The sequence below is a fragment of the Nocardia sp. NPDC058633 genome (assembly GCF_042717045.1).
GTDB lineage: Bacteria > Actinomycetota > Actinomycetes > Mycobacteriales > Mycobacteriaceae > Nocardia.
Window position 1 is genome coordinate 163,210 of record NZ_JBHXRA010000016.1, and the last position, 26,255, is coordinate 189,464.

24 protein-coding genes and 1 tRNA gene are annotated in these 26,255 nt (G+C 66.9%); 16 read left to right on the forward strand and 9 right to left on the reverse strand.

The features are described from left to right. Positions 1-107: 107 nt before the first annotated feature. Positions 108-503, reverse strand: coding sequence for a RidA family protein (locus ACFWUR_RS22030; protein ID WP_378909203.1), 396 nt, complete (start codon positions 501-503; stop codon positions 108-110). Positions 504-588: 85 nt separating this feature from the next. Here ACFWUR_RS22030 and ACFWUR_RS22035 point away from each other — a divergent pair, with 85 nt between their 5' ends. Further along, a complete protein-coding gene (locus ACFWUR_RS22035; protein ID WP_378909204.1) occupies positions 589-2,169 on the forward strand; it encodes an esterase-like activity of phytase family protein in 1,581 nt (526 codons plus the stop codon). Here ACFWUR_RS22035 and ACFWUR_RS22040 read toward each other — a convergent pair. After that, entirely contained in the window at positions 2,156-2,842 is a 687-nt protein-coding gene (locus ACFWUR_RS22040; RefSeq protein WP_378909206.1) for a DUF998 domain-containing protein, read from the reverse strand. The genes ACFWUR_RS22035 and ACFWUR_RS22040 overlap by 14 nt on opposite strands. A 147-nt stretch (positions 2,843-2,989) precedes the next feature. On the opposite strand from ACFWUR_RS22040, the gene ACFWUR_RS22045 reads away from it, so the two are divergent. Further along, positions 2,990-3,118, forward strand: a complete 129-nt coding sequence (locus ACFWUR_RS22045) for a hypothetical protein (RefSeq protein ID WP_378909207.1) — start codon at positions 2,990-2,992, stop codon at positions 3,116-3,118. A gap of 30 nt (positions 3,119-3,148) precedes the next feature. Here the strand turns inward: ACFWUR_RS22045 and ACFWUR_RS22050 are convergent, their stop codons facing one another. Both ACFWUR_RS22050 and ACFWUR_RS22055 read right to left on the reverse strand, forming a co-directional pair. Next, on the reverse strand, positions 3,149-3,556 hold the full coding sequence (locus ACFWUR_RS22050) for a very short patch repair endonuclease (RefSeq protein ID WP_378909208.1): 408 nt from the start codon (positions 3,554-3,556) through the stop codon (positions 3,149-3,151). Positions 3,557-3,768: 212 nt separating this feature from the next. Continuing rightward, positions 3,769-4,902 (reverse strand): DNA cytosine methyltransferase, encoded by a 1,134-nt coding sequence (locus ACFWUR_RS22055; RefSeq protein WP_378909250.1) that lies wholly within the window; start codon positions 4,900-4,902, stop codon positions 3,769-3,771. Between the two features lie 451 nt (positions 4,903-5,353). Here ACFWUR_RS22055 and ACFWUR_RS22060 point away from each other — a divergent pair, with 451 nt between their 5' ends. From ACFWUR_RS22060 to ACFWUR_RS22070, 3 genes are read left to right on the forward strand one after another with little or no spacing between them, the layout of a single operon-like run. Continuing rightward, positions 5,354-7,057, forward strand: coding sequence for an ABC transporter ATP-binding protein (locus tag ACFWUR_RS22060; protein WP_378909210.1), 1,704 nt, complete (start codon positions 5,354-5,356; stop codon positions 7,055-7,057). Next, positions 7,054-8,913 (forward strand): ABC transporter ATP-binding protein, encoded by a 1,860-nt coding sequence (locus ACFWUR_RS22065; protein WP_378909212.1) that lies wholly within the window; start codon positions 7,054-7,056, stop codon positions 8,911-8,913. Before ACFWUR_RS22060 ends, ACFWUR_RS22065 begins: the two co-directional genes overlap by 4 nt. 49 nt (positions 8,914-8,962) lie before the next feature. Beyond that, positions 8,963-9,580: a putative glycolipid-binding domain-containing protein gene (locus ACFWUR_RS22070; RefSeq protein ID WP_378909213.1), complete on the forward strand. Its 618-nt coding sequence runs from the start codon at positions 8,963-8,965 to the stop codon at positions 9,578-9,580. A 118-nt stretch (positions 9,581-9,698) separates the two neighbouring features. Here ACFWUR_RS22070 and ACFWUR_RS22075 read toward each other — a convergent pair whose 3' ends face one another. Continuing rightward, positions 9,699-10,646: a prephenate dehydrogenase gene (locus tag ACFWUR_RS22075; RefSeq protein ID WP_378909214.1), complete on the reverse strand. Its 948-nt coding sequence runs from the start codon at positions 10,644-10,646 to the stop codon at positions 9,699-9,701. A 58-nt stretch (positions 10,647-10,704) separates the two neighbouring features. Here ACFWUR_RS22075 and ACFWUR_RS22080 point away from each other — a divergent pair, with 58 nt between their 5' ends. The 3 genes from ACFWUR_RS22080 (at position 10,705) to ACFWUR_RS22090 (ending at position 11,827) form a co-directional block, all read left to right on the forward strand. Then, entirely contained in the window at positions 10,705-11,244 is a 540-nt protein-coding gene (locus tag ACFWUR_RS22080) for a tRNA adenosine deaminase-associated protein (RefSeq protein WP_378909216.1), read from the forward strand. A gap of 11 nt (positions 11,245-11,255) precedes the next feature. Continuing rightward, a complete protein-coding gene (locus tag ACFWUR_RS22085) occupies positions 11,256-11,690 on the forward strand; it encodes a nucleoside deaminase (RefSeq protein WP_378909251.1) in 435 nt (144 codons plus the stop codon). Between the two features lie 46 nt (positions 11,691-11,736). Continuing rightward, positions 11,737-11,827: transfer RNA gene (locus tag ACFWUR_RS22090), tRNA-Ser, on the forward strand. 16 nt (positions 11,828-11,843) lie between these two features. Here the strand turns inward: ACFWUR_RS22090 and ACFWUR_RS22095 are convergent. After that, on the reverse strand, positions 11,844-12,812 hold the full coding sequence (locus tag ACFWUR_RS22095; RefSeq protein ID WP_378909217.1) for a GlxA family transcriptional regulator: 969 nt from the start codon (positions 12,810-12,812) through the stop codon (positions 11,844-11,846). 70 nt (positions 12,813-12,882) lie between these two features. Here ACFWUR_RS22095 and ACFWUR_RS22100 point away from each other — a divergent pair, with 70 nt between their 5' ends. Both ACFWUR_RS22100 and ACFWUR_RS22105 read left to right on the forward strand, forming a co-directional pair. Then, on the forward strand, positions 12,883-13,017 hold the full coding sequence (locus tag ACFWUR_RS22100) for a hypothetical protein (RefSeq protein ID WP_378909218.1): 135 nt from the start codon (positions 12,883-12,885) through the stop codon (positions 13,015-13,017). 117 nt (positions 13,018-13,134) lie between these two features. Further along, positions 13,135-13,383, forward strand: a complete 249-nt coding sequence (locus ACFWUR_RS22105; protein ID WP_378909220.1) for a hypothetical protein — start codon at positions 13,135-13,137, stop codon at positions 13,381-13,383. Positions 13,384-13,429: 46 nt separating this feature from the next. On the opposite strand, the gene ACFWUR_RS22110 is transcribed toward ACFWUR_RS22105, so the two are convergent. Both ACFWUR_RS22110 and ACFWUR_RS22115 read right to left on the reverse strand, forming a co-directional pair. After that, positions 13,430-15,715, reverse strand: coding sequence for an MMPL family transporter (locus tag ACFWUR_RS22110; RefSeq protein WP_378909221.1), 2,286 nt, complete (start codon positions 15,713-15,715; stop codon positions 13,430-13,432). 179 nt (positions 15,716-15,894) lie between these two features. Next, positions 15,895-18,189: an MMPL family transporter gene (locus ACFWUR_RS22115; protein WP_378909222.1), complete on the reverse strand. Its 2,295-nt coding sequence runs from the start codon at positions 18,187-18,189 to the stop codon at positions 15,895-15,897. Positions 18,190-18,389: 200 nt separating this feature from the next. Between ACFWUR_RS22115 and ACFWUR_RS22120 the strand changes: the two genes are divergently transcribed. From ACFWUR_RS22120 to tgt, 5 genes are all read left to right on the forward strand, one after another. Then, on the forward strand, positions 18,390-18,986 hold the full coding sequence (locus ACFWUR_RS22120; protein WP_378909224.1) for a TetR/AcrR family transcriptional regulator: 597 nt from the start codon (positions 18,390-18,392) through the stop codon (positions 18,984-18,986). Positions 18,987-19,062: 76 nt separating this feature from the next. After that, complete coding sequence (locus ACFWUR_RS22125; protein WP_378909225.1) at positions 19,063-19,539, forward strand: RrF2 family transcriptional regulator; 477 nt, start codon at positions 19,063-19,065, stop codon at positions 19,537-19,539. 83 nt (positions 19,540-19,622) lie between these two features. Further along, the gene (locus ACFWUR_RS22130) at positions 19,623-21,356 is read left to right on the forward strand and encodes an ABC transporter ATP-binding protein (protein WP_378909227.1); all 1,734 of its coding nucleotides are present in this window, start codon (positions 19,623-19,625) and stop codon (positions 21,354-21,356) included. Next, the gene (locus ACFWUR_RS22135; RefSeq protein ID WP_378909229.1) at positions 21,353-23,257 is read left to right on the forward strand and encodes an ABC transporter ATP-binding protein; all 1,905 of its coding nucleotides are present in this window, start codon (positions 21,353-21,355) and stop codon (positions 23,255-23,257) included. The genes ACFWUR_RS22130 and ACFWUR_RS22135 overlap by 4 nt, the downstream gene beginning before the upstream one ends. Positions 23,258-23,289: 32 nt before the next feature. Further along, positions 23,290-24,534: a tRNA guanosine(34) transglycosylase Tgt gene (tgt, locus tag ACFWUR_RS22140; protein ID WP_378909230.1), complete on the forward strand. Its 1,245-nt coding sequence runs from the start codon at positions 23,290-23,292 to the stop codon at positions 24,532-24,534. A gap of 98 nt (positions 24,535-24,632) precedes the next feature. Here the strand turns inward: tgt and ACFWUR_RS22145 are convergent, their stop codons facing one another. Then, positions 24,633-25,406 carry a queuosine precursor transporter gene (locus ACFWUR_RS22145; RefSeq protein WP_378909231.1) on the reverse strand — a complete coding sequence of 258 codons (774 nt, stop codon included), beginning with the start codon at positions 25,404-25,406 and terminating at the stop codon, positions 24,633-24,635. 130 nt (positions 25,407-25,536) lie between these two features. Here ACFWUR_RS22145 and ACFWUR_RS22150 point away from each other — a divergent pair, with 130 nt between their 5' ends. After that, positions 25,537-26,130 (forward strand): DUF4190 domain-containing protein, encoded by a 594-nt coding sequence (locus tag ACFWUR_RS22150; RefSeq protein WP_378909233.1) that lies wholly within the window; start codon positions 25,537-25,539, stop codon positions 26,128-26,130. The last annotated feature ends 125 nt before the right edge of the window (positions 26,131-26,255 follow it).

Consider the following 26,255-nt stretch of genomic DNA (forward strand, 5'->3'; position numbering starts at 1 on the left):
CGATAACGACGGCGACAAAACTGCCCTGTGGATAACTCTGAGCCTGTGGACAACTGGGCATAAACGGCCATCGATGCCGGAAGGCCTGCGCCCACGCGTGTGACGATTCAGCCAGCGATGATCGCGTCTGCCTCGATCTCCACGAGCAGATCGGGCGCGATCAACGCAGTGACCTCGTACATCGAGGCCGCGGGGCGGATCGTGCCGAACACCTCGGCATGGGCGGCCGCGACCTCGGGCCAGCGGGCGATATCGGTGACGAACATGCGCGTGCGAACCACGTCGCGCAGGTTCGCCCCGGCCTGCTCGAGAGCGGCGCCGATGCGGGCCAAGACCTCACGGGTCTGTGCGCCGATGTCGTCGCCGCCGACCGCGCCACCGCCGGAAACAGCGGCCGTGGTGCCGCTGACGACGACCTGATTGCCGACCCGTACCGCCCGCGAATACCCGACGACATCTTCGAAATCGGAGGCTGAGGAAATGTTCACCCGAGTTGTGGTCATGGTTGCCAGAATGATCTATCGAATGGTGGAGGACAATTCATTTGCCGGTCGTGCGCTGGTCGGCTCGCGGCGGTATGCATGGCAGGTGAACGCACGTCCAGGTCTACGCCTCCTCCCACTCACCGCCGCTCTGTGCGCTGCCGCCGTCGTGGCCGGCTGCTCATCGCCGGATCCCGCTGCCGGCTTCACCACGGCAAAGGACCAGCCGCTGGTGATCACGCTCGACGACCTTACCGCCATGGCAGGCACCAGCGCCGTGCTCGGCGTCAGCCTCGAGCCCGAGCACGGCAACATCACCCGCCGCGTCGACGGCGCCTACGTCTACACCCCGAGCGCCGGCTACAGCGGCCTCGACCAGTTCACGGTCACCACCACCGACGCGGTTCGTCTCCACACCACCGACATTCCGGTGCTCGGCGAGTTCGGCGGCACCACGGTGCAGGGCAGCGGCTTCGGCTCGGCCTGGACACCGGTGCCGGGCAGCGCCGACGAGTTCTACGGACTCACCGACCGTGGCCCCAATGTCGACGGTCCGGCCAAGAACGAAAAGCTCTCGCCGACACCGAGCTTCGTGCCCAAGATCGGCCGGTTCGAGCTGGTGGACAACAAGGCGGTGCTGCGGTCGAGCATCGAGCTGCGCAGCAAGTCGGGTGCGCCGTTCAACGGTCAGGTCGACATCTCGGCCGACACCGGCGAGACCATCAAGGACCTACAGGGCAATGTTCTGCCGCCCACCGATCACGGCATCGACCCCGAAGGTTTGGTCGCGCTGGCCGACGGCACCTTCTGGGTCTCCGACGAATACGGTCCGTTCCTGGTGCATTTCGACGCCGAGGGCACCGAAATCGAGCGGCTGGCGCCCGGCAACGGCCTGCCGAAGGAGATCGCGCTACGCACCCCCAACCAGGGGATGGAGGGGCTGACCATCACCCCCGACGGCAACACGCTGGTCGGCGTGGTGCAGAGCGCGCTCAACACCCCCGGCCTGAGCGGGTCGGCCAAGGAGGTGCCGTTCACGCGCATCGTGACCGTCGATCTGAAGACCAGGGCGCAGCGCGAATTCCTGTACCCCCTCGAGAACCCGAAGCAGTCCAAGGTCGCGGTCTCGGAGATCACCGCGCTGAGCGCCACCACCTTCCTGGTCGCCGAGCGCGACGGCAAACTCGCACCCGACTCGGACAAGAAGATCTGGACCGTCGACATCGCGGGCGCGACCGATGTCGGCCCGCAGTCCGCCGTGCCCGGTGCGATCTACGACGCGGAGAAAGGCGGCCTGCTGATCGAGGGCAAGCCGCTGGAAACCCTGGTCGGCGTCACTTCGACCGCCGACGCCGTCGCTGCTCTCACCAAGGTGGGGGTCACCCCTGTCGCGAAGAAGAGCAACCTCGACCTGTCCGCACTGGTCGCCGCGCTCGACGAGAAGGGCCTGTTCTTCGGTCACGACAAGATCGAAGGCATCGCCACCCTCGACGGCGGCAAGACCGTCTATATCGCCAACGACAGCGACTTCGGCCTGGCCGACAGCGAGGGCGAACAGCCCCCGTTCGGCCTGAAGCCGAAGACCCTGCCCAACGGCGTGCAGGACACCGGCGAGGTGCTCGTGGTCGACACCACCAAGCTGCCCGCGAAGATCGACGGCTACACGGTGAAGATCACCGTCGGGTAGTCCGCTCGCGTGCCTCGACGAGGACCGCGGCGGCCAGGGCCAGCAGCCACAGCGACATGGCGGTGACCTGGACGCGCTGGGCGATCCCCAGTGCGTAGGAGCCGGACAGGTTGTCGGCGACCATCATCCAGATGGTGGCCGCCGACCCGAGGACCAGCACGACGACGCCGAACTCGCGCAGGATTCGCCAGCGGTGATAGCGGTAGGCGGCGGCGCTGAACGCGAACGCCGCCACCGCGATCGAGGTGACGGCCAGGGTGCTCGTCAGCGCGTGCGGTTGGTGCAGTTGCGGGAACAGTCCGCTGTCGCCGCCGCACGCGCTGTCACCGGGGGCGCAGTCGCGCAGCGGGAGCAGGGTGTCGGCGATCGTGGACGCGCCGAAACACAGCAGGGCTGTCCAGCCGATCGTGGTCAACCGGCGGCGCCGGAAAACGAACAATCCGCCCAGCGCCGCCGGGATCAGCAACAGGCCCACCACTTTGTCGGCGGTGCCGAAGACCTCGCGGTAGGGCTTGCCCTCCGCGTCGAGTTCGCTGAGGAAATCATTGACCGGGTCGGTGTCGATCGGCAGCGCGAATTCCAGCAGCCAGGACGAATAACACAGGCCCGCGACGGCGATCGCGAGCGCGATCAGCGACGAGTAGCCACGGGTGTGCCGTGCGGATTCGGTCACATCGACCATTGTGCGTGTGCGACCCTTACCGCCGTGATCAGGCGCGTCGATGGCGGGGGACGTGGTTTCATCACAGGTCACCGGCACGCACAGGTTGCTGTCAGGTTCACCGTGCAGGGTGGTTGGTAACCAACGGAGAGGTCTTTGATGAGCTACGTGATCGCGCTGGCAAGTTTCGCCACGATCCTGGCGCTGACCGTGTCCGGTTTCGTCGCGGCGGATGCGTCGCGCGCACGGGTACGGGTTCGCGCCGAACGCACGCCGCGTCGTCGCTGAAGACCGTCGTCGCCGACGACCACAGTGCGCTCAGCTGGGCTCGGAACGGTGCACCAGTGAGGTGATCTGCTCGGCCGCCGCGTGCGGGTTTTCGTGTTCCCACACCCGCACCACCTGCCACCCTGCCGCCGTCAACGCGGCGTCGGTGGCCCTGTCGCGGGCCACGTTGCCGGCCAACTTGTCGGCCCACCATTGGGCGTTGTTCTTCGGATCGGTCGCGTGCTCGGGGCATCGATGCCAGAAACAGCCGTCGACATAGACGGCGATACGCAGCCGCGGAAACACCACGTCGGCGCGTCGACGTTGACCTTTGATGGGCGCGCGGTCGACGAAATAGCGCAGGCCCGCGCGGTGCAGTTCCCGGCGGAGGGCCAGCTCCGGAGCGGTATTCGCGCGCCGCTGTCTGGACATGCGCGCGCTGGTCGCCGAATCGGTCACGAGCTTTCGCGCGGATGACGACGTAGCGGCCTCGGTGGACGCAGTTCGAGCCGGGGTTTTCTTCGGCGGTGAGTCCTGCTCGGGAATCGATGCGGACGAGGTCTCAGCGGGGCTCTGTGCCCGAGTTCGGTCGGGTGAATCCTGGTCGCCTGTCCGCCGCACGCTGCCGGCGACCGGGTCGCGTGGTTGCCGTGGACCTGGCGACCCGGCGCTCATGCCGCCCAGCCGCCCATGCGGTCGAGGTGGTCGCGAACGTCGTCGAGGAAGCCGGGCGGGAAGCGAAGGTTTCCCATCTCGGTGCGACGCAGGAATCCCGCCGTCGCACGGGGGGAGAGCAGGCGAGGCTCGGTGAGAAAGTTCTTGAGGTCCTCGTAGGGTTCGTGGACCGGCCAGGTCGACAGCGCGACGCTGTGGACGACGCCGGCGTGACCCCACGCCGCACTCGGCCATGGTCGGCCCGCGGCCATCGGCTCGCCCAGGGTGAGCGGGTCCGACGGCGCCGCCAGGCGTTGCCCGACCCAGTTCGCCATGCGCACACTCACCGCGTTGCCCACCAGTTTCCATCGATGACCGTGGCGCACGCCCGCGACATCGAGGGCGGGGGCGGTCCAGTCGGCGTCGAAGCCCTGTAATCGTTCGCCGTCGACGATGCCCGGCGTCACGATCTCGCCCGCGGGCAGTCGGATGGCGGGCGGACTGGCGATGCCGAGACCGGAGCCACCCTTGAGGGTCGGCACCGCGTTCACCGCCCAGCCGAGGCCGCGCACCCCTTCGGTCCAGTAGAAACCACAGGGATCGCGGTCCGGGTCGCCGTAGTCACGGGGTCCGGCGTCGTCGCCGAACAACACCTGGCGGGGGTCCTCGGTGCGCGAGGCCAGCATGAGCACGCGCTGACGCCGCTGCGGCAAGCCGAACGCGCGACCGTCGACGACCCGATACGCCCAGGTGTACCCGAGCTCCTCCAGCGCGGTGGTGATGTGGCGCATGGCCGCGCCCCGGTTCAGTTGCAGCATGAACGGCACGTTCTCGATCAGCAACCACCGCGGCCCACGCTGCCTGCGGACCAGCCGGAAAACCTCGTCCACCAGGCCGGATCGACGACCGGTGATACCCGCGGTGCGCCCGGCCTGCGACAGATCCTGGCACGGAAAACCCGCCGCGACCAGCTCGGTGCCCGCGGGAAGGGATCGCAACCGGGTGATGTCGCCGTGCAGTTCGGTGTCGGGGAATCGTGCGGCGAGCACACCCTGAGCACCGGGATCGATCTCGCAGAGCAGCTCCGACGACCAGCCATGCCCGCTCAGACCGAGTTCGAGCCCGCCGATCCCGGCGAACAACCCGACCATCCGCGTCAACGAGACTCCTGTGCTTGTGGAGCGCTGGCGCGCTCGAGTTCGCGGCCCCTGATCGGCCCGCTGTTCGGCGACCCGCTACTCGCGCCTGCGGCGAATTGTATCGGGCTGCCCAACAGCGGGCCGGCCGCGAACGACCCGTGCTGAGGGGCCGGTGTTGCGGTGGCCTCGCTAGGCGGCGTCGAGCCGAGAAAATCGGTGGCAGCGGGGTCGGGTGCTCTGGGACTCTGGACGAACCGAACTTGTCGGACCCCGGTGCGAACATCACCGTGCGTCCGTTCCGGAAACCAACCAGCCGACCGGGCATCAAGGGGGAGTTTTGTCTGTCACATCAGAGCGGGCGGCCGCCGAATCGGAGGCCGACAGATCGGAGCGGCCGGCGCCGCGATCGAGTGGGGGAATGCGGTCGCTGTGGCGATTTCTGCCTTTTCTCCGGCCGTATCGAGTGCCGCTGCTGTTGGCGAACGCGTTGGCGATCATCACCGCGAGCACCGCGATCGCGATCCCGCTCGTCATCGCGCGGGTGATCGACGGACCGATCGCGCGGCGCGATTTCGTCGGCCTGCTGGCGCCGGTCGCGCTGATCTTCGCGCTCGGATCGCTCGAATCGTTCGGCATGTGGGGCAGACGGTGGCTGGTGTCGAAGCCTTCGACGATGTTCGAGATCACCATGCGCGCCAAGCTCTTCACACAGCTGCAGGCGCTCTCGATCGGTCGCCACGACGGCTGGCAGTCGGGTCAGTTGCTCTCGCGCGCCGTCGACGACCTGTCGGTGATGCGGCGGTTCGTCGCGTTCGCTGGCCCGTTCCTCATCGTCAACGGCGTGATCATGCCCACGGGGTTGATCGTGCTGTTCGCGATGAATTGGCAAGTGGGACTGATCTTCACGGCGACGTCGTTGCCGTTGACGATGTTCTGCGCACGGTTCGTCCGCCGGTTCGAGGTGGCCTCGCGGCGTTCGCAGGACCAGTCCGGCGACCTGGCCACCATCGCCCAGGAGTCGGCCCAGGGCGTGCGGGTGCTCAAGGCGCTGGGTCGCGGCCAATTCTTCGGTGCCCGCTTCACCGCCCTGTCCCGGGAACTGCAACGCACCGAAATGGAGAAGGTGCGCCTCGACGCCACACTGTGGGCGGCGTTGGTGACCCTGCCGACCGTGGCGATCGCGGTGTCACTCGGGGTCGGCGGCTACTCGGTAGCGCACGGGTCGATGACGATGGGCACGCTCATCGCGAGCATCACGCTGGCCACGTTCTTGCAGTGGCCCATCATCTGGCTCGGTTTCTTGCTGTCGGAGCTGTTCGAGGCACGCACCGCGGCCGACCGGTTCTGGGAGATCATCGATACCCCGCTCGACATCACCGACCCCGCGCGCCCGGTGACGCTGCCGGCCGTGCTGCACGGCGAACTGGTCATCGACCGTGTCCGCTTCGCCTACCCGCGATCCGAAGACGGCCCGGAACACACTGTGCTGGAAGAGATCTCGCTGCGTATTCGGCCTGGTGAGACGGTCGCGCTCGTCGGCGCGACGGGCAGCGGCAAGACCGCGCTGCTCGAGCTGATTCCCCGGCTCTACGACGTCAGTGGCGGCGCCATCACCATCGACGGCGTCGATATCGCGACCCTGCGCCTGGTCGAGCTGCGCCGGGTGGTGACGGTGGCTTTCGAGGAACCGGTGCTGTTCTCGGCCAGCGTGCGCGAAAACGTCGCACTGGGCGACTCGCGCGCCACCGACGCCGATGTGCGTCTGGCGCTCGACATCGCGCAGGCGACCGAGTTCGTCGACGCGTTGCCGTGGGGGCTCGACACCCGCATCGGTGAGCAGGGCATGAGTCTGTCCGGCGGACAGCGTCAGCGTCTGGCCCTGGCCAGAGCCGTGCTCACCGGTGACACCGCGGTGAGCGGGCGGATCATGGTCCTCGACGATCCGCTCTCGGCGCTGGACGTGGAAACCGAAGAGCGCGTGCAGACCCGGCTGCGAGCGGTGCTCTCCGGTGCGACCACCCTGCTCGTCGCGCACCGGCCCTCCACCGCCGCGCTGGCCGACCGTGTCGCCCTGCTCGCCGACGGGCGCATCGTCGCCGAGGGCAGCCACGAGAAGCTGCTGCGCACCAACAGCCACTACCGCGAACTGATGGGAGGTCAATCATGAGCATCGAGACCGTGCCGCTGGAAAAGGCGGTGCCGACGCAGGAATCCGATCTGGCCGCCGACTGGCGCGGTATCGCCAAAGAAGACGACGCCGTCACCGGAACCGGAAACCTGGTGCTGGCCGGGCGTTCCCGACGATTGCTCCTGGACCTGGTGCGTCCCTACCGCAAGCAGGCGATCGCGACCTTCGTCCTGATCCTGCTCGACAACGTGGCCAAGGTGTCGCTGCCGCTGTTCATCGCCTACGGACTCGACCACGGCATCAACGCGGGCCGCCAAGGCAATTGGGCGCCGATGGTCGCGACCGTAGCCGGCTTCGTCGCGGTGACACTGCTCTCGGGGCTCACCACGTTCGCCTTCCTTCGGGCCTCCGGGTCGCTGAGTCAGCGGGTGCTGTTCGACCTGCGGGTGCGCGCGTTCGGCCACACGCAGCGATTGAGTGTGTCGTTTCACGAGAAATACACCTCCGGCAAGGTCGTCACCCGGCTCACCAGCGACATCGAAGCCCTGCAGGAACTGCTCGAAGGCGCGTTGAATCAGGCACTCAGCGCGGTGATCTCGGTGGTCACCATCGCGGCGCTGCTGATCTGGCTCGACCCGTTGCTCGCCTCGATCGTGCTGATCGGTTTCGTGCCGCTGGTGCTCGTCACCCGATGGGCGCAGCGGCGTCAGCGGGCGGGCTACCGGCGCACGCGCGGGGCGATCTCGCGCGTTGTCGTGCAGTTCGTCGAATCGATGAGCGGCATGCGCGCGGTGCAGGCATTTCGTCGGGAAGGCCGCAACCAGGAGGTCCTCGGCGTCGAGGACTCGGCGTACCAGAAGGCGACGACCACCGCGGTCCGCGGAATGGGCGACTACGTCGGGCTGTCCAATTTCATCGGCAAGCTGACCACCGTGATCGTGCTGCTGGTCGGTGCCTGGCAGGTGATGGAGGGCAACCTCGCGATCGGTGTGCTCGCCGCGTACCTGCTCTACCTCGATCAGTTCTACGGTCCGCTCGACGAACTCGCGCAGGTGTTCAACTCCTACCAATCCGCCGCCGCGGCCCTGGAGAAGATCTCCGGCGTGCTCGAAGAGGAACCGTCCGTCGCCGAACCCGAACACCCGGTGGTGCTCGACCGGGCGAGTGGCGCGGTGCGGATGGACCAGGTCCGGTTCGGCTACAACGCCGCCTCGGTGCTGCCGGAATTCGATCTGCAGATCCCGGCAGGCCAGGTGGTGGCGCTGGTCGGTGCCACGGGCGCGGGCAAGTCGACGCTGGCGAAACTGCTCACCCGGTTCTACGACCCGAGCGGTGGCGTGATCACGCTCGACGGTGTGGATCTGCGCCACTTCGCCGACGCCGAGTTGCGCAGGCACGTCGTGATGATCACGCAGGAGGCCTACTTGTTCTCCGGCACGATCGCCGACAACATCCGGCTCGGCAGGCCCGACGCGACCGATGCCGAGGTCGCCGCGGCCGCGCGCGCGGTGGGGCTGGACGCCTTCGTCGCCGGGCTACCCGACGGGTACGCCACCGACGTGCGCACGCGCGGGGGCAGGCTCTCGGCGGGGCAGCGACAGTTGGTGGCGTTCGCGCGGGTGTTCTTGGCCGATCCGGCGGTGATCGTGCTCGACGAGGCCACCTCCAGCCTGGATATCCCCGGTGAGCGGCTGGTTCAGCACGCGCTGGAGACGCTGCTGCGCGACCGCACGGCCGTGATCATCGCGCATCGGCTGTCCACCGTGGCCATTGCCGATCGGGTGCTGGTGCTCGACGGTGGCCGGATCGTGGAGGACGGCGCGCCCACCGAGCTGATCGCGGGCCAGGGACGCTTCGCCGGATTGCACGCCGCCTGGCGGGATTCGCTGGTGTGATGCGCTCGTGTTGTACAGCGCCGGGGCCGGTGTCGCTTACCGTAGAGAGGTGACGACCCCAGCCCCGGGCCCTACCGACGGCCCTACCGAGATCAAACCGGCCTCCCGGTGGCCTGCGGTGCTCACCTGGCGTGCCCATGACAACACCCGCATGGAGTCGGTGCGGGTGACGGTGAACGGCAATCGGATCAGGGCGGCAGGCCGACTGATCGGCAGCGCGGGCGACGAGCATCCGGCGTTCAGCGCGTCCTACGACCTGGTCACCGACGAGGCAGGCGCCACGCGGCGGCTGTCGTTGCGCACCACCACCGCGGCCGGTGAACGCCACGCCTCGATCTCGCGCGACGAGGAGAACTACTGGCTCGTCGACGCGGGCGGCACCCACGTGCGGTCCACCTTCGGTGGCGCCGTCGACGTCGACGTGGTGCTGAGCCCGTTCTTCAACACCTTGCCGATCCGTCGGTTCGGCTTGCAGAACGCCGTCGGTGACGTCCAGGTCCCCGTCGTCTACGTGCGACTACCCGACCTGTTGGTGCAGGAAGCCGAGCTCACCTATTCGAGCGCGTCCGACGGCATCAACGTCCTGTCTCCGGTCTCGAGTGCCACGCTGAAGGTCGATCCGGAAGGTTTCGTCCTCGACTACCCGGGACTGGCCGAACGCGCCTGACGCGGAAAGTAGCCCCGGCACAACGGGATACGGTGTGCTGAACACAGCGGCGCCCACGATTCCGGGCTCGGCCCCCGCCGCGGACTCACCGTTCCGTGCGCCGCGTCGCAGCCGGTACTCAGAGCGCGCGGAGCACCCCACCGTCCTGACCTGCGCGATGCAGTTCGCCGAGCCAGTCGCCGGTGCCCGGGGTGATACCGGTGATCTCCCAGTGCGTGCGGTCGTCGTAGGCGGTGCGGCCGCGGTAACCCACCTCGACAAGTTCGCGGAGGTCGCCATTCACCCGCAGGCGATCTCGGGCGGTGACCAGTGTCTCGATGGCCTCGTCGAGCACCCGCCCCAGCGCGGCGGCGTTCGGTTCGCAGATGGCGCGCACGAGATCGGGGGCGGTGCCCGCGACGCGGGTTCCGTCGCGAAACGAACCGGCCGCCAGTCCGAGTGCCAGCTTCCCGCCCGCGGCCCCCGCCGCGGCCAGCGTTTCGGCCAGCACATGGGGCAGATGCGAGATCCGCGCCACGGCTTGATCGTGTTCCTCGGCGAGGACCGGGACCACCAGCGAACCGCAGTCCAACGCGAGTCGCACCACGCGCGACCACGGTTCCGCTTGGGTGCCCTCGTCCACCCCGACGGCCCACACCGCATCCGCGAACAAGCCGGCATCGGTTGCGGCCCAACCCGATTCGGCGGTACCCGTCATCGGATGACCGCCCACGTACCGGGCCTCCAGCCCGTGCTTTCGCACCGCGTCCAGCACCGGGCCCTTCACGCTCACGACGTCGGTCAGCGGGCACCCGGGTGCGAGCGTGGCGATGTCGGCCAGCAGGTAGTCGACCGCGGGCATCGGCACCGCGATCACCAGTAGCGCGTCGACCCCCGCGGCGCGGATCAGCACCGCGGACAGGTCGTCGGACACATCGAATCCGTCCCGGCGTGCCGCGGAAACCCCGGATTCGGAGCGGTTATAGCCGAACGCCACATACCCCGCCGCGGCGGCGGCGCGCAGCAGCGAACCGCCGATCAGGCCGGTGCCGAGGACGCAAACAGCCCCACGCTCGTCGATGCTCATCGGAACAGATTGGCACACGAGTTCATCATTAGGGGTGGGACAGACTACCGTTTGGTCCATGGCAGCACAGCGCTCGGGCACGAACAGGGCGACGTCGGATGACGACTTCGACGTCGAAGGGTTCGCAGTGGCCGTGGTCCGCGAAGAAGGCACGTGGCGGGTCAGTCCGCTCAGCTCCGATGCCCTGCACGATCTGTCGGCCGCCGAGACCGAACTGAAGGCTTTGCGCAGCTCAGGTGCGGTGTTCGGCCTGATCGACGTCGACGACGAATTCTTCGTCGTGTTGCGTCCGGCGCCGAGCGGCACCCGTCTGCTCGTCTCCGACGCCACCGCGGCGATCGACTACGACATCGCCGCCGACGTTCTCGACGCGCTCAATGTCGAGATCCCCGACATCGACCCCGACGACCTCGACGACGTCGAACCGTGGGAAGAGGGCGACCTCGGTGTCCTGGCCGACCTCGGCCTGCCCGAACCCGTCCTCAGCGTGATCATCGCCGAAACCGACCTCTACCCCGACGAGCAGCTCGGCATGATCGCCCAGCGCCTCGGCTTCGCCGACGAGTTCGCCGCGGTTCTGGACAAAATGCCGAGGTGACCGACGAGGAGATGATGCGGGCCGCGCTGGCGGCCGCAGCCGACGCCGACCCACGCGATGTGCCGGTCGGCGCCATCGTCTTCGACGCGCGAGGCCGCGAACTGGCTCGCGCCACCAACGCCAGGGAAGCCCTCGGCGACCCGACCGCCCACGCCGAAGTACTCGCCCTGCGCGCGGCCGCCGCTGTGCACGGCGACGGCTGGCGCCTCGAGGGCGCGACCCTTGCCGTCACCCTCGAGCCGTGCACCATGTGCGCGGGCGCGCTGGTGCTGGCCCGCGTGGGCAAGGTCGTCTTCGGGGCCTGGGAACCCAAAACCGGTGCCGTCGGCTCCCTCTGGGACGTAGTCCGCGACCGCCGCCTCAATCACCGCCCCGAAGTCCGCGGCGGCGTCCTCGAACCGGACTGCGTCGCCCTCCTGGACGCTTTCTTCAAAAACCAACGCTGACCAGCCGATTTAACAATCTCGCACCCACTCCGGTACCGTAGTCGGCGGTGGCGTGTCCGAGCGGCCTAAGGAGCACGCCTCGAAAGCGTGTGAGGGGTAACCCCCCTCCGAGGGTTCAAATCCCTCCGCCACCGCCACGAGCCCTCCACTTGTTCACGCAGGTGGAGGGCTTTTCCTTGTTCGGAAGGCGCGCCGGTAGGACGACGGTGAGGTGCGTACCGCGCGGGTGAAGTGGTGCCGGAAGGTGACCGGGGTGGCGAAGCCGGCTGCGATGGCGATCTCCTCGATCGGCGCGTCGCCGGTCTCCAGCATCACCAGTGCCGCTTGAATCCGCTGGGCGATCAGCCATTTGCTCGGGGTCGCGCCGGTTTCGCGGACGAAGTGGCGCAGGTAGGTGCGCGGCGAGAGGCCCGCCACCCTTGCCAGGTCGGGTACGCCGATCGGGTCGGCGAGGTGTTGGAGTGCCCAGGAGAGGCTGCGGGCGATGGGGGCGTCGAGGGGTTCGGGAGGCATGGGGGATTCGATGTACTGTGCTTGGCCGCCGGTGCGGTGGGGCTGGATGACGAGGCGGCGGGCGACGGCGTTGGCCACGGATGCGCCCAGATCGGTGCGGACCAGATGGAGGGCGAGGTCGAGGCCGGCGGCGCAGCCCGCGCTGGTCAGGATGTCGCCTTCATCGGTGTAGAGGGGGTCGGGGTCGACCTCGACCAGGGGGAATCTGTCGCGCAGCAGGTCGGCGTAGCGCCAGTGCGTGGTGGCTCGGCGGCCGTCGAGCAGGCCCGCGGCGGCGAGGGCGAAGGCGCCCGAGCAGATCGACACGATGCGCGAGCCGTTGCTGTGCGCACGGCGAAGCGCGTCGATCAATTCCGGCGAGGTCGGTGCGCGGGGGTCGGCGACGCTCGGGACTACGACGGTGTCGGCGGCGGCGAACTCCGCGAGACCGTAGGGGCTGGTCAGGGTGGCGCCGCCGATCACGCGGACGGGGTCGGGAGTTTCGGTGCAGATTTTCAGCTGATACCAGGGCTGCTCGATATCGGGCCAGGTCAGGCCGAAGACCTCGATGACGATGCCCGCTTCGAACGCCGTCATCCCGTCGTAGGCCAGCACGGAAACAGAACTCATGTCTAAATCTTAGCGATAGTAGTCATCTACGCCACTTCTCCCGATGAAGCGCACGTCGGACCATGGAGACATGTTGAAGCAACTGAAGGACTTCGCCATCGGAATCCACGCCGCGAACGCGGTCAGGCACGGCATCCGCCCACCTGCCGCGGCCCGGCGCGAATGCCGTAAGCCGCACGACCCGAGCGTGCGAAACCCCCGGTAGCGGTCGGAGTTCGGACAGCGGGCACGATCTGTAGCCTGGTATTCACCTGTCCCGACCTGCGGTGTATTCCTTGCGTAATAGACTGGGTGACACCGAATCCGGGAAGGAACGATGAATATGCGCGGGCGACAGCCGCCACCCGCGAAGTCCGGGATCGGGCTCGGGGGAAAACTTCTGGTTCTCGTCGTGCTCGGCTGGGTTGCCGTCGGGCTGCTCGCCGCTGGTCAGCGGCACCACTTCGCGCACCTGCCCAAGCAGTGTTCGGACTGGGCGACCATCGCGGTCACCGCCGCGGCGGGCCCGGCGAACTACATCGGGCTCAATCCGCGCGTCACCGAATGCCAAGTGCCGCAACCGAGTAAATAGCGAAATGGCCGGGGAACCAGAGTTCCCCGGCCATCGGCACCGCGTCTCACGGTAGAGGCGCGGCCTCCCGCCGTTCGGCTTGGATCTCGCGCAGCCGCGAGCCCTCGACGTCGATATCGGGCACGATGCGGTCGAGCCACTTCGGCATCCACCACGCCCACTTGCCCAGCAGCACAAGCAAAGCGGGGATGAGCACCATCCGGACGACGAACGCGTCCAAGGCCACGCCGACGGCCAGCGCGAAGCCCATCGATTTGGCGGTGACATCGGATTCCAGCAGGAACGAACCGAACACCGAGATCATGATGATCGCCGCCGAGGTCACCACGCGCGCACCGTGGTGATAGCCCTTGACCACGGCCTCGGTGGGGTCGGCGCCGTGCACGAATTCCTCGCGCATGCGGGTCACCAGGAACACCTGGTAGTCCATCGCCAAGCCGAAGACCAAGCCGATCAACATGATCGGTAGGAAGCTCACCAGCGGATGGGGATCCTGGATCAGCCCGAGCTTGCCTTCCTGGAAGATCAGCACGGTCGCGCCGAAGGTGGCCGCCATCGACAACAGGAAGCCCAGCGCCGCGGTGAGCGGAACCAGGATCGAGCGGAACACCAGGATCAGCAGGATGAACGCGGCACCGGCCACGATCGCCATGTACGGAACGATCTTGCTCAACAGCACATGGTCGATATCGGCGTAGATGGCAGTGGTGCCGGTGATGCCGTACGACATGTCGTACTGTTCGTTCAGATCTGATTCCGCATCGCGCGCCGACTGCACCAGATCCTTCGTGGACTGCGCGTTGGGCCCGGACTTGGGGATGCCGTTGATCAGCGCGCCCGCCCCGTCCTCGCTCATCTGCGGTTCGGTGACCAGATCCATGTCGGGGTAGGACCGCAGCCTGTCACGCAGGGCATTCAGCGCCGCCGGACGCTGGTCGGCAGGGGTGTCGCTGAGATCGACGGCCACCTGGAGCACACCGTTGCTGCCCTCGCCGAAGCCTTCGGTGCGCAGGTCGTAGGCCTTACGCACGGTGGTCGACTTGGGCAGGCTGTCCTCGCCGGGCAGGCCGAGGTTCAGGTTGAGTGCCGGTGCGGCGAGCAGGCCGAGCACCACGATGGCCAGGATCATCGTGACCGCGGGGAACTTGGCGATCACCGTGGCCACCCGGGTGCCGTTGGTGACGACACTGTCGTCCTCGGGATCGTGCTGGGCGATCAGCGGTAGCTTCGGCTTGAACAGCGCCTTACCGAACGCGCCGAGCAACGCGGGCATCAACGTGATGGCGGTGAGCACGGCGAACGCGGCCGCGATGGCACCACCCAGACCCATGAACGTCAGGAATCTGACCCCGACGATGCTCAGCCCGACCAGCGCGATGATGACGGTGAGCCCGGCGAACACCACCGCCGAACCGGCCGTGCCCAAGGCGGTACCGGCGGCTTCCTCGGCCGAATCCTGCACCACCAGTTCGTGTTTGTAGCGAGAGACGATGAACAGCGCGTAGTCGATCGAGAGCGCGATGCCGATCATCGAGGCCAGGAACGTCGTGAAGCTCGGCACCGACAGCACCGAGGTCGACAGGAAGATCAGCGAAGTCGCCGCGCCGAGACCCACGATCGCGGTGATGATCGGCACGAACGCGGCGACGATCGCGCCGAACGCCACGATCATCACCACCAATGCCACTGCCATGCCGATCATTTCGGACTTACCGCTCGGCATCTCCTGTTCCATGGCGATGGTGCCGCTGATCTCGACTGTCAGACCGGCGGCCCGGGCGGAGTCGCCCGCCTTGTAGGCGATTTCGCGTTCGTCGGCGGTGATGTCGGCGAAGTCGGAGATCGTGAACGGGACGCTGAAGAACGCCACGGTGTCGGGTGCGGACTCGTTCAGCACGTTCAACGGCGCGCCACTGCATGTCGACGGGTCGGGTTGCCCGGTGAGACAGCCCATTTCCTCGGTAGCGGTGATCGGATTCACGATGGGCTCGGCATGGTCGACGATGTCGAGTTGGTTCAGTTCGCCGATCAGGCCGTCGAGCGCGGCGCGGTTGGCCGGGTCGGTGAGCTTCTGGCCCGCGGGCGCGCCCACGACATAGGTGCCGGTCACCGCGTCGAACGCGAACGCCTCGGACATGCCGGGGAAGTGCTTGTCGAGAATTTCGGTGGCCCGCTCCGACGGCAGGTTCGGCATGCTGAAGTCATCGGTCATCGGCTTCTGCAACGAGGAACCCAGTCCCGCGAGCACCATGAAGAGCAGCAACCAGACGGGCAGCACAATCCATTTGCGGCGAAAGGCCAGCTTGCCCCACCGGTAGAGATAGATGGACACGGTTCTTCTCCTCGTGGATCGGTGCAGAGCGCGGATCGGAGGTACAGCCGGGTCGAACTAGCCCTGAGTCTGCTGCCCAGCAACCGCGATATCAAGCACCGCCAACAGCACGGATACCGAAAACAGCACGGCCCCGCAATCCGGTGGTGGATTGCGGGGCCGTGTTGTTCAGGCGCGGGTCAGCCTACCGAAACCGGGTGCTTCACCGTTTCGGAACTTTCGTTGCGCAGCTGCTCGAGCTTCGCCCCTTCGACGTCGATATCGGGCACGATGCGGTCGAGCCACTTCGGCATCCACCACGCCCACTTGCCCATGATCACCAGCAAAGCCGGAACGACGATCATGCGGACGATGAACGCGTCGATCGCCACACCGGCGGCCAGCGCGAAACCGAACGACTTGGCGGTGACGTCGGTTTCCAGGATGAAGGAGCCGAACACCGAGATCATGATGATCGCGGCCGAGGTCACCACGCGAGCGCCGTGGTGGTAGCCGGAGACCATGGCGTCCTTGGGCGATTTGCCGTGCACGAACTCTTCGCGCATGCGAGTCACCAGGAACACCTGGTAGTCCATCGCCAGGCCGAACACCAAGCCGATCAACATGATCGGCAGGAAGCTCACCAGCGGCTGCGGATCCTCGATCAGGCCGAACTTGCCCTGCTGGAAGATCAGCACGGTCGCACCGAAGGTGGCACCCATCGACAACAGGAACCCGAGCGCGGCGGTGAGCGGGACCAGGATCGAGCGGAACACCAGGATCAGCAGGATGAACGCGGCACCGGCCACGATCGCCAGGTACGGCAGGATCTTGCTGAGCAGCACATGGTCGACATCGGCGTAGATGGCGGTGGTGCCGGTGATGCCGTACTGCATGCCGTACTGCGCGGCCAGATCCGCTTCCGCGCCGCGTGCTTCGGCGACCAGATCCTTGGTGTCCTGGTTGTTCGGACCGGACTTCGGGACACCGTTGAGCATGGCGCCCTGGTTGTCCTTGCTCCACACCGGCTCGGTGACGTAATCCATGCCCTCGTAGGACTCGAGCTTGGCACGCAGCGCCCCGACCGCGGCCTCACGCTCGCCCTCGGGCGTGGCACTCAAGTCCGCGGCGACCATGAGCACACCGTTGCTGCCTTCGCCGAAGCCTTCGGTCCGCAGGTCGTAGGCCTTACGGATGGTGGAGGTCTTCGGCATGCTGTCGTCACCGGGCAGGCCGAGGTTCAGGCCGGCGGCGGGTGCCGCGAGCGCGCCGAGCACGGCCACCGCCAGAACCAGCGCGACCCACGGGGCCTTGGCGATCAGCTTGGCGAAACGCTGGCCGTTGGTCACCGAGTTGTCGTCTTCGGGGTCGTGCTGGGCCACGATCGGCAGCTTCGGCTTGAACAGCGTCTTACCGAAGGCGCCCATCAGCGCGGGCATCAGCGTGACAGCGGTGAGCACGGCGAACGCGGCGGCGATGGCGCCGCCCAGACCCATGAAGGTCAGGAACTCCACGCCGACGATGCCGAGGGCACCGAGGGCGATGATGACGGTGAGCCCGGCGAACACCACGGCCGAGCCGGCGGTACCGAGCGCGGTACCCGCGGCTTCCTCAGCCGAGTCACGCACGGCCAGTTCGTGTTTGTATCGGGACACGATGAACAGCGCGTAGTCGATCGAGAGCGCGATACCGATCATCGAGGCCAGGAAGGTGGTGAAGCCGGGCACTTCCATGACCGAGGTGCCGAGCATGATCAGCGAGGTCGCCGCGCCGAGGCCGACGATGGCCGTGATGATGGGCACCACCGCGGCGACGATGGCGCCGAAGACCACCACCATCACGATCAGCGCGACACCCATGCCGATCAGTTCGGACTTGCCGCTCGGCTGTTCCTGCTTCATCGCGATCGAGCCGCTGAGCTCGACGGTCAGGCCCGCGTTGCGGGCGTCGGCGCCGACCTCGAAGGCGGCGTCGCGCTCGGCGTCGGTCACGTCGGTGATCGCCTTGATGGTGAACGGGACGCTGAGCACGCCGACGGTGTCGGGTGCGGTCTCGCTCAACACGTTGAGCGGGGCGGACGAGCACTTCGACGGGTCCGGGTCGGCGAGGCAGCCCATCTCCTCGGTGGCCGCGATCGGGCTGACCAGTTTCGTTTCGTGATCGACGATCGACATCTCGCCGAGCTTGGCGATGAACGCGTCGATCGCGGCCCGGTTGGCCGGGTCGGTGAGCTTCTGGCCCTCCGGTGCGCCGATCACGTAGGTGCCGGTGACGGCATCCATCGAGAACTGCTTGGACATGCCCTCGAAGTGCTTGTCGAGGATCTCGTTGGCGCGGGCCGACGGGAGCTCGGGCATGCTGAAATCGTTGGACATCGGCTTGCTCAGTGTGGCGCCGAGGCCGCCGAGCAGCACCAACAGCAGCAGCCAGACCGGCAAGACAATCCATTTACGGCGGAAAGCGAACTTTCCCCATCTGTACAGGTATACGGACACGCGTGTGCTCCTAGCGCGAAGAACGGGTGGGATCAGGGCTCGTAGACAGCACTCACGGGCCACCCCTGCGGGACCCGTCTCCACAACATCGTTTTCTGCCTACCGTGCGGTAGGTAGACTACCTAGTAGTTAAGTGGAGGAGCAACCTCAATATTGGGGGCGCCGGATCCGTCACGCCGAATCATGGGAGGATTTCCGCCATGCCCGCCCGAGATATCGCCGACACCGTCACCGCAGGTGGAGGTACCAAACAGGCGATCCGTGACGCCGCGGTCGCGCTGTTCGCCGCCAAAGGCTTCGAGCAGACGAGCCTGCGTGAGGTCGCGGATGTGGTGGGAATCACGAAGGCTTCGCTCTATTACCACTACGCGTCGAAGCTCGATCTGCTCCTCGCGATCATCGACCCGATCATCGATCACATGCGCGACATCGTCGAGGACATCGACGCTGTTCCCTACAACGACGAGGGCATCCGCGCGGTCCTGCGCACCTATCTGCGCGGCATGATCCGCCACCGCGACGCGGGCGCGCTCTGCGTGCGCGACACAGCGGCCATCGTCAACGCCATCGCCGACCGCTACCCCGATCTGATGGAACCCAACCGTGAGCTGCGGCAATGGCTGGCCGGGCCGCAGCCGAGCAAGGAATCCCAGCTACGGGCCGCGGCGGCGATCGAGGTGCTCGGGGTGGCGCTGTTGTCCTCGGAGCTGGCACCCGGCGCCACCGACGAGGTCGTCGAGCGGACCCTCCTCGACGCGGCGACCTGCGTACTGACCGCCTGTACCGATGCGGCATGAGCGGACGGACCGCGTGGTGACGGTCGGGCTCCGGCCGCCGACCGCGCCGGTTCGGCGCACCGCGTAGGTTGACACCGTGCATATCACCGCCAGAGTCGATTACGCGGTGCGAACGCTACTCGAGCTCGCCGCGGCCGATGGAGTCGTCAAGTCCGAGGCCATCGCCGCCGCCGCGCAGATCCCACCGAAGGTGCTCGAGACGGTGCTGGCCGAACTGCGTCGCGCCGAGCTCGTGCTGAGCAGGCGCGGGCCCGACGGCGGGTATCGCCTCGGCAGGCCTGCGACGGAGATCTCGGTGGCGGATGTGATCCGCGCGGTGGAGTCGCCGCTGGCTTCGGTACGCGGGCAGCGCCCCGAGGATGTGCGGTATCCGGGCGCCGCGGAACCGTTGCAGCAGGTGTGGATCGCACTGCGGGTCAATATCCGGGCTGTGCTGGAGAACGTGTCCATCGCCGACATCGCGCTCGACCGACTGCCCGGTTTCATCGGTGACCTTGTCGCCGACCCCGGCGCGTGGGTTCGTCGCGCACCGCGCACACCTGCGGGCGCCTGAGTTATCCACAGGCCCGAAGTTATCCACAGGGTGGGTAAAAGTGCGGGGCGCTGCTCACCCGTGCGCTGTAGCCTTCGACCATCATGTTGATCTCCCTGCTACGGACCTATCTGGCTCCGTACCGCGCCCAGCTGGCGAGTGTCATCGCACTCCAGCTGATCTCGGTTATCGCGATGCTCTACCTGCCCAGTCTCAATGCCGACCTGATCGACAACGGGGTCACCAAGGGCGACATCGGTTTCATCTGGACCACCGGTCTGTGGATGCTCGCGGTCAGCTGCGTGCAGATCGTGGCTTCGTCGGCGTCGGTGTACTTCGGCGCGCAGGCGGCGATGGGCGCTGGTCGCGATATGCGCGGTGGCGTGCTGCACCGGGTGGAGACGTTCTCGGCCAGGGAGGTCGGGATGTTCGGCGCGCCGTCGCTGATCACCCGTTCGACCAATGACATTCAGCAGGTCCAGCTGCTCATCGTGATGTCGGTGACGATCTTGGTGATGGCGCCGATCATGTGCGTCGGTGGCGTCATCATGGCGCTGCGCGAAGATCTCGGCCTGTCGTGGCTGCTGTTGATCGCGGTGCCCGCCCTGGCGATTTCCATGGGCACGATCGTGGCCAGGATGGTGCCGGGGTTCCGGCAGATGCAGGAGCGCATCGACGGGGTCAACCGGGTGTTGCGCGAGCAGATCACCGGTATCCGGGTGGTGCGCGCGTTCGTGCGTGAGCGCCAGGAGATCTGGCGCTTCGGGATGGCCAATACCGCGCTCACCGACGCATCGCTGCGCGTGGGCAAGTTGATGGCGCTGATGTTCCCGACCGTGATGTTGATCAGCAATCTGACCGCCGTCGGAGTGATCTGGTTCGGTGGCCACCACGTGGACAACGGCACGATGCAGATCGGCTCGCTCACCGCGATGCTGTCCTACGTCATGCAGATCCTGATGGCCGTCATGATGGCCTCCTTCCTGGCGATGATGGCCCCCCGGGCAGCCGTGTCCGCCGACCGGATCGGTGCGGTGCTCGAGACCGAGTCCTCGGTTCGCCCGGCGCGACTGCCGCAGGCGTTCAAAGGCGACCCGGCCACGGTCGACGTGCAGTTCGCGGAATTCGCCTACCCCGGCGCGGAGAAGCCGGTGCTGCGCGGCATCCGTTTCCAGGTCGCGCCCGGGACCACCACGGCCGTGGTCGGGTCGACCGGCGCGGGCAAGACCACGCTGATCAACCTCATCCCGCGTCTGATCGACGTCACCGACGGCGCGGTCTACGTGGGCGGCACCGACGTACGTCACCTCGACCTCGAACTCCTGCGCGGCGGGATCGGGCTGGTGCCGCAGAAGGCGTACCTGTTCTCCGGCACCGTCGCGACCAATCTGCGCTACGGCAAGCCCGACGCCACCGACGAAGAACTCTGGCACGCGCTCGAGGTCGCCCAGGCGGCCGATTTCGTGCGAGACATGCCGCGGGGTCTCGATACTCCGGTAGCCCAGGGCGGCACCACGGTGTCGGGCGGTCAGCGCCAGCGGCTGTGTATCGCCCGCGCGCTGGTGCGCAAACCGCGCGTCTACCTGTTCGACGATTCGTTCTCCGCGCTCGACGTCGCCACCGACGCTCGGTTGCGTGCCGCGCTAGAGCCCGAGACCGCCGACGCGTCGGTGGTGATCGTTGCCCAGCGAATTCAGACGATTCGCGACGCCGACCAGATCGTCGTCCTCGAGGACGGTGCGATGGCAGGCATCGGTACCCATGACCAATTGATGCAGCGCTGCTCGGAGTACCGCGAGATCGTCGAATCCCAGCTGAGCGTGGAGGAAGCCCGATGAGGCCAGGTGGAGCCGTTCCCGGAGCGCCGGGGACGAAGGCCAAGTCGTTTCGTCCGTCGCTGAAGCGACTACTGAGCAGGCTGGCGCCCGAGAGATTCACCGTCGGCGTCATCGTCGCGCTGGTGATCACCTCCGTCGTACTCAATACGCTGGGCCCGTACCTGCTCGGCAAGGCGACGAACCTGGTGTTCGACGGCTTCGTCGGCAAGCAGCTCGAGCCGGGTCTCACCAAAGATCAGACCGTCGAACTGCTGCGCAGCCAGGGCGAGACCACGCGCGCCGACATGCTCTCGGCGATGAACGTGATCCCCGGTACCGGCATCGACTTCGACGCCGTCGGCCGAGTGCTCATGCTGGTGCTGGCGCTGTACGTGGCCGCCTCGGTGTTCGGCTGGCTGCAGGGTTACCTGCTCAATTTCGTCATCAACCGGACGGTGAAGCGCCTGCGCGACGAGGTCGAGCAGAAGCTGCACCGGCTTCCGCTGCGCTACTTCGACACCGCACCGCGCGGTGACGTGCTCAGCCGCGTCACCAACGACGTCGACAACGTCTCACAGAGTTTGCAGCAGACGATGAGCCAGCTGCTGGTCTCACTGTTCACCGTGGTCGGCATCCTGATCATGATGTTCTGGATCTCGCCGCTGCTGGCGCTGATCGCGCTGCTCACCGTGCCCGCCGCGATCGTGGTCACCGCGCAGATCGCCAAGCGATCCAAGCCGCACTTCGTGGACCAGTGGAAATTCACCGGCGAAGTGAACTCGTCGGTGGAAGAGGCCTACACCGGCCACGAGATCATCACCGCGTTCGGTCGCGGCCGCGAGGTCGGCGAGGAATTCGACAAGCGCAACCAGAAGCTCTACGACGCGAGCTTCAAGGCACAGTTCATCTCCGGGCTGATCATGCCGGCCATCATGTTCCTCGGGAACGTGAACTTCGTGTTCATCGCGCTGGTCGGCGGGCTGCGGGTAGCCACCGGCAACCTCTCGCTCGGCGAAGTGCAGGCCTTCATCCAGTACTCGCGCCAGTTCAGTCAGCCGCTCACCCAGATCGGTGCGATGGCGAACCTGCTGCAATCCGGGGTCGCCTCGGCGGAGCGGATCTTCGAGATCCTCGATGCCGAAGAGCAGAGCGCCGATCCGGTCGTGCAGAACTCACGCCCGGTGGATCGTGGGCGGGTGGAGTTCGAGGCGGTCTCCTTCGGCTACGACCCGGAATCACCCGTCATCGAACGGCTCTCGCTCGTCGCCGATCCCGGTCACGTGGTGGCCATCGTCGGTCCGACCGGCGCGGGCAAGACCACGCTGGTGAACCTGCTGATGCGCTTCTACGAACTCGACGCGGGCACCATCGCGATCGACGACGTCGACATCACCACGATCACCCGCGATCACCTGCGCTCGCGCATCGGCATGGTCTTGCAGGACACCTGGCTGTTCAAGGGCACGATCCGCGAGAACATCGCCTACGGCAACCCGACGGCGTCGGAAGCCGACATCCAGGCCGCGGCCCGCGCTGCCTACGTCGACCGGTTCGTGCACTCGCTGCCCAACGGGTACGACACGGTCATCGACGAGGAAGGCGGCGGGGTGAGCGCGGGCGAGAAGCAGCTCATCACCATCGCGCGCGCGTTCCTGGCGAAGCCGTCGATCCTGATCCTGGACGAGGCGACCAGCTCGGTCGACACCCGCACCGAATCGCTGGTCCAGCACGCCACCGCGGCCCTGCGCCGCGACCGCACCAGTTTCGTGATCGCGCACCGGCTTTCGACGATTCGCGACGCGGACCTGATCGTCGTGATGGACAAGGGCCGCATCGTCGAACACGGCACCCACGAACGGCTGCTCACCGAGCGCGGGGCGTACTACAACCTGTACAACGCCCAGTTCGCCGCAGCCCAATAGAACCGCCGTCCGCGCCCTGGCACGATGGGGCGGTGGCCGACAGCAGCGAGTTCTCCTTCGAAGTAGGCACCCGTCTCGACGGGGGCAGGCATGGTCGGACCGGGGTGATCTCGACCCCGCACGGCGAGATCGCCACGCCGGCCTTCGTTCCGGTGGGAACGAAGGCCTCGGTGAAGGCCGTCCTGCCGGAGACGATGAAGGAGATCGGGGCCCAAGCGCTGCTGGCCAACGCCTATCACCTGTACCTGCAGCCGGGCGCTGATGTGGTCGACGAAGCGGGTGGGCTCGGGAAGTTCATGAACTGGCCGGGGCCGACCTTCACCGACAGCGGCGGATTCCAGGTGATGTCGCTGGGCGTCGGGTTCAAGAAGGTCCTCGCCATGGAGGCCGTGGACATCCGGTCCGACGAGGTGATCGCGGCGGGCAAGGAGCGGCTGGCCACCGTCGACGACGACGGGGTCACCTTCCGGTCGCACCTGGACGGTTCGAAGCATCGGTTCACACCCGAGGTGTCGATGGGGATCCAGCACGAACTCGGCGCCGACATCATGTTCGCCTTCGACGAGCTCACCACCTTGATGAATACCCGCGGATACCAAGAGAAGTCACTGCAGCGCACACACGAATGGGCGCAACGCTGTATCGACGAACACGAACGACTCACCGCCGCACGCGCGCATCGGCCGTATCAGGCGCTGTTCGCGGTGATCCAGGGTGCGCAGTACGAAGACCTGCGGCGCAAGGCTTGTCGGGAGCTGGAGACGATCCGGGGCAGTGGCGGAACGGAATTCGACGGTTACGGCATCGGCGGCGCCCTCGAAAAGCACAACCTCGGCACCATCGTCGGCTGGTGCTGCGACGAGCTGCCCGAGGCCAAGCCCCGCCACATGCTGGGAATCAGCGAGCCGGAGGACATGTTCACGGCGATCGAGAACGGAGCCGACACGTTCGACTGCGTCAATCCGTCGCGAGTGGCGCGCAATGCGGCGATCTACGTCGACGAAGGGCGGTTCAACATCAACACCGCGCGGTTCCGTCGGGACTTCACGCCGATCGACGAGAACTGCGACTGCTACACCTGCGCTCACTACACCCGCGCCTATCTGCATCATCTGTTCAAGGCCAAGGAGATGCTGTCGGCGACGCTGTGCACGATTCACAACGAGCGCTTCACGATTCGGCTGGTCGATCGGATCAGGAGCAGCATCGAGGGTGGGTATTTCGATGAGTTCAAGAAGGAGTTCTTGGGGCAGTGGCGGGGGCGGATCAAGGTGTAGGGGTCGCCGACCGCTGGCGCGCGCGTGTCGGCGACCCGGCCGCGGACCGGCCACTTCGTGGCCGCCGCACGGGTGGCGGGGGAGATATGGGGCGGGGCTCAGTCGTGGAGGGCCGCTGCTTTCGCGGGGGCGTAGGTGGGTTCGGTCTTCTTGAGGAAGGCGATGACGCGGTAGGTGATCGGCATGACGAGCACCTCGCAGAGGGTCTTCCACAGGAAGCCGACGATGACGTAGTTGATGAACGATTGCCAGGTGTTGATGCCGATGGCGGTGGCGGCGATCGAGCAGAAGATCAGGGTGTCGGCGAACTCGCCTACGACGGTGGAGCCGATCAGGCGGGCCCACAGGTGCTTCTCCTTGGTGCGTTCTTTGATCAGCACCAGGGTGGCGGAGTTCAGGAGCTGGCCGACGAAGTAGCCGGCGAGGCCTGCCAGCACCAGCTGGGGGGTGGTGCCGAGGACGGTGCGGAAGGCTTCCTGGTTTTCGTAGAAGCCGGCGGCGGGAAGCTGGATGGCCACGTAGAAGCAGCCGACGGTCAGCAGCAGCGCGCCGAAACCGGTGTAGATGGCGTGGCGGGTGGCGCGGAAGCCGTAGACCTCGCTGAGCACGTCGCCGAGAATGTAGGCCAGGGGAAACAGGAAGAAGGCGCCGTCGGTCGCGATCGGCAGGATCTGGATCGGGCCGAGCATCACCGAACTGTCGGTGAAGAACTCCACGCCCTTGGTGGCGCAGATGTTGGAGATGATCAGCGTCGCGGTGAACAGGGCGACGATTACCGGATAGAACCCCCGCGCAACCTGGGCGAATGCCGCATGCTCCGGCGCGGGGTGCCCAGATTGGGCGGGTTTGTCGAGCGAGTTCGTATCAGTCACGGCCCTATTCTCCCAAGGCACACCCTGTCCACCACCCGGACCCGGCAAACCCGATATGTCCGTACCGAGGCGGGCCCGCGGGCTCCGCCGCGAGCGCCCCAGCGCTCGAACGAACCAGTACGCTGTCGTTATGACGAATCCCGGCGATTCCGACGAGTGGTGGAAGCAGTACGGCGGCTCCGGCGTGTCTCCGGAGTCCGGCGCGCCGGGTTCGGTGCCGCAGCATCCGACCGCCCAGCCGTCGCAGCCTTCCCCTTATCCGTCGTCGCCGCAGTACCCGCAGCAGTCGGCGCCGCCACCTTCGCAGCCGCAGTATCCGCAGCAGCCACCGTCGCAGCCGCAATACCAGCAGCCCAGCCAGCCGCAGTATCCGCAGCAGCCGCCCGCCTACGGGCAGCCGCCCGCCTACGGCGGCTATCCGGCCGCGGGCGCGTACCAGCCGTACGGGCAGTACCCGCAGCCGCAGGGCACCAACGGTCTGGCGATCGGCGCGCTCGTCTCCTCGCTGGTCGGCCTGTGCAGCTGTGGCCTCGGCGCGATTGTCGGCATCATCCTCGGCGTGATGGCGCTCAACCAGATCAAGGAGCGCGGCGGCGAGGGTAAGGGGATGGCGCAGGCGGGCATCTGGATCGGTGTCGCCGCGATCGTGGGCTGGACGCTCTACATTCTCTTCTTCGTCGTGCTCGGCATCGCCGGCGGACTGGATTCGTCCACGACCTACTGACATCCGAAAACACCAGGGGCGCTTCCGGAATGAACTGCTCCCCGGAAGTTGGACTGAGAAATTCAGATCCGACCTCCGGGGAGCAGTTTCATGCGTGCGCGAAGTTCGTTGTCCGAGGAGCAACG

Coding starts and splice junctions, on each gene's coding strand:
- ACFWUR_RS22100 (WP_378909218.1), top strand. CDS start 12,883: ATGTTGAAGCAACTGAAGGACTTCGCCATCGGAATCCACGCCGCGAAC.
- ACFWUR_RS22080 (WP_378909216.1), top strand. CDS start 10,705: ATGGCAGCACAGCGCTCGGGCACGAACAGGGCGACGTCGGATGACGAC.
- ACFWUR_RS22065 (WP_378909212.1), top strand. CDS start 7,054: ATGAGCATCGAGACCGTGCCGCTGGAAAAGGCGGTGCCGACGCAGGAA.
- ACFWUR_RS22095 (WP_378909217.1), bottom strand. CDS start 12,812: ATGAGTTCTGTTTCCGTGCTGGCCTACGACGGGATGACGGCGTTCGAA.
- ACFWUR_RS22055 (WP_378909250.1), bottom strand. CDS start 4,902: ATGGTCGGGTTGTTCGCCGGGATCGGCGGGCTCGAACTCGGTCTGAGC.
- ACFWUR_RS22120 (WP_378909224.1), top strand. CDS start 18,390: ATGCCCGCCCGAGATATCGCCGACACCGTCACCGCAGGTGGAGGTACC.
- ACFWUR_RS22085 (WP_378909251.1), top strand. CDS start 11,256: ATGATGCGGGCCGCGCTGGCGGCCGCAGCCGACGCCGACCCACGCGAT.
- ACFWUR_RS22130 (WP_378909227.1), top strand. CDS start 19,623: ATGTTGATCTCCCTGCTACGGACCTATCTGGCTCCGTACCGCGCCCAG.
- ACFWUR_RS22045 (WP_378909207.1), top strand. CDS start 2,990: ATGAGCTACGTGATCGCGCTGGCAAGTTTCGCCACGATCCTGGCGCTG.
- ACFWUR_RS22105 (WP_378909220.1), top strand. CDS start 13,135: ATGCGCGGGCGACAGCCGCCACCCGCGAAGTCCGGGATCGGGCTCGGG.
- ACFWUR_RS22030 (WP_378909203.1), bottom strand. CDS start 503: ATGACCACAACTCGGGTGAACATTTCCTCAGCCTCCGATTTCGAAGAT.
- ACFWUR_RS22075 (WP_378909214.1), bottom strand. CDS start 10,646: ATGAGCATCGACGAGCGTGGGGCTGTTTGCGTCCTCGGCACCGGCCTG.
- ACFWUR_RS22150 (WP_378909233.1), top strand. CDS start 25,537: ATGACGAATCCCGGCGATTCCGACGAGTGGTGGAAGCAGTACGGCGGC.
- ACFWUR_RS22135 (WP_378909229.1), top strand. CDS start 21,353: ATGAGGCCAGGTGGAGCCGTTCCCGGAGCGCCGGGGACGAAGGCCAAG.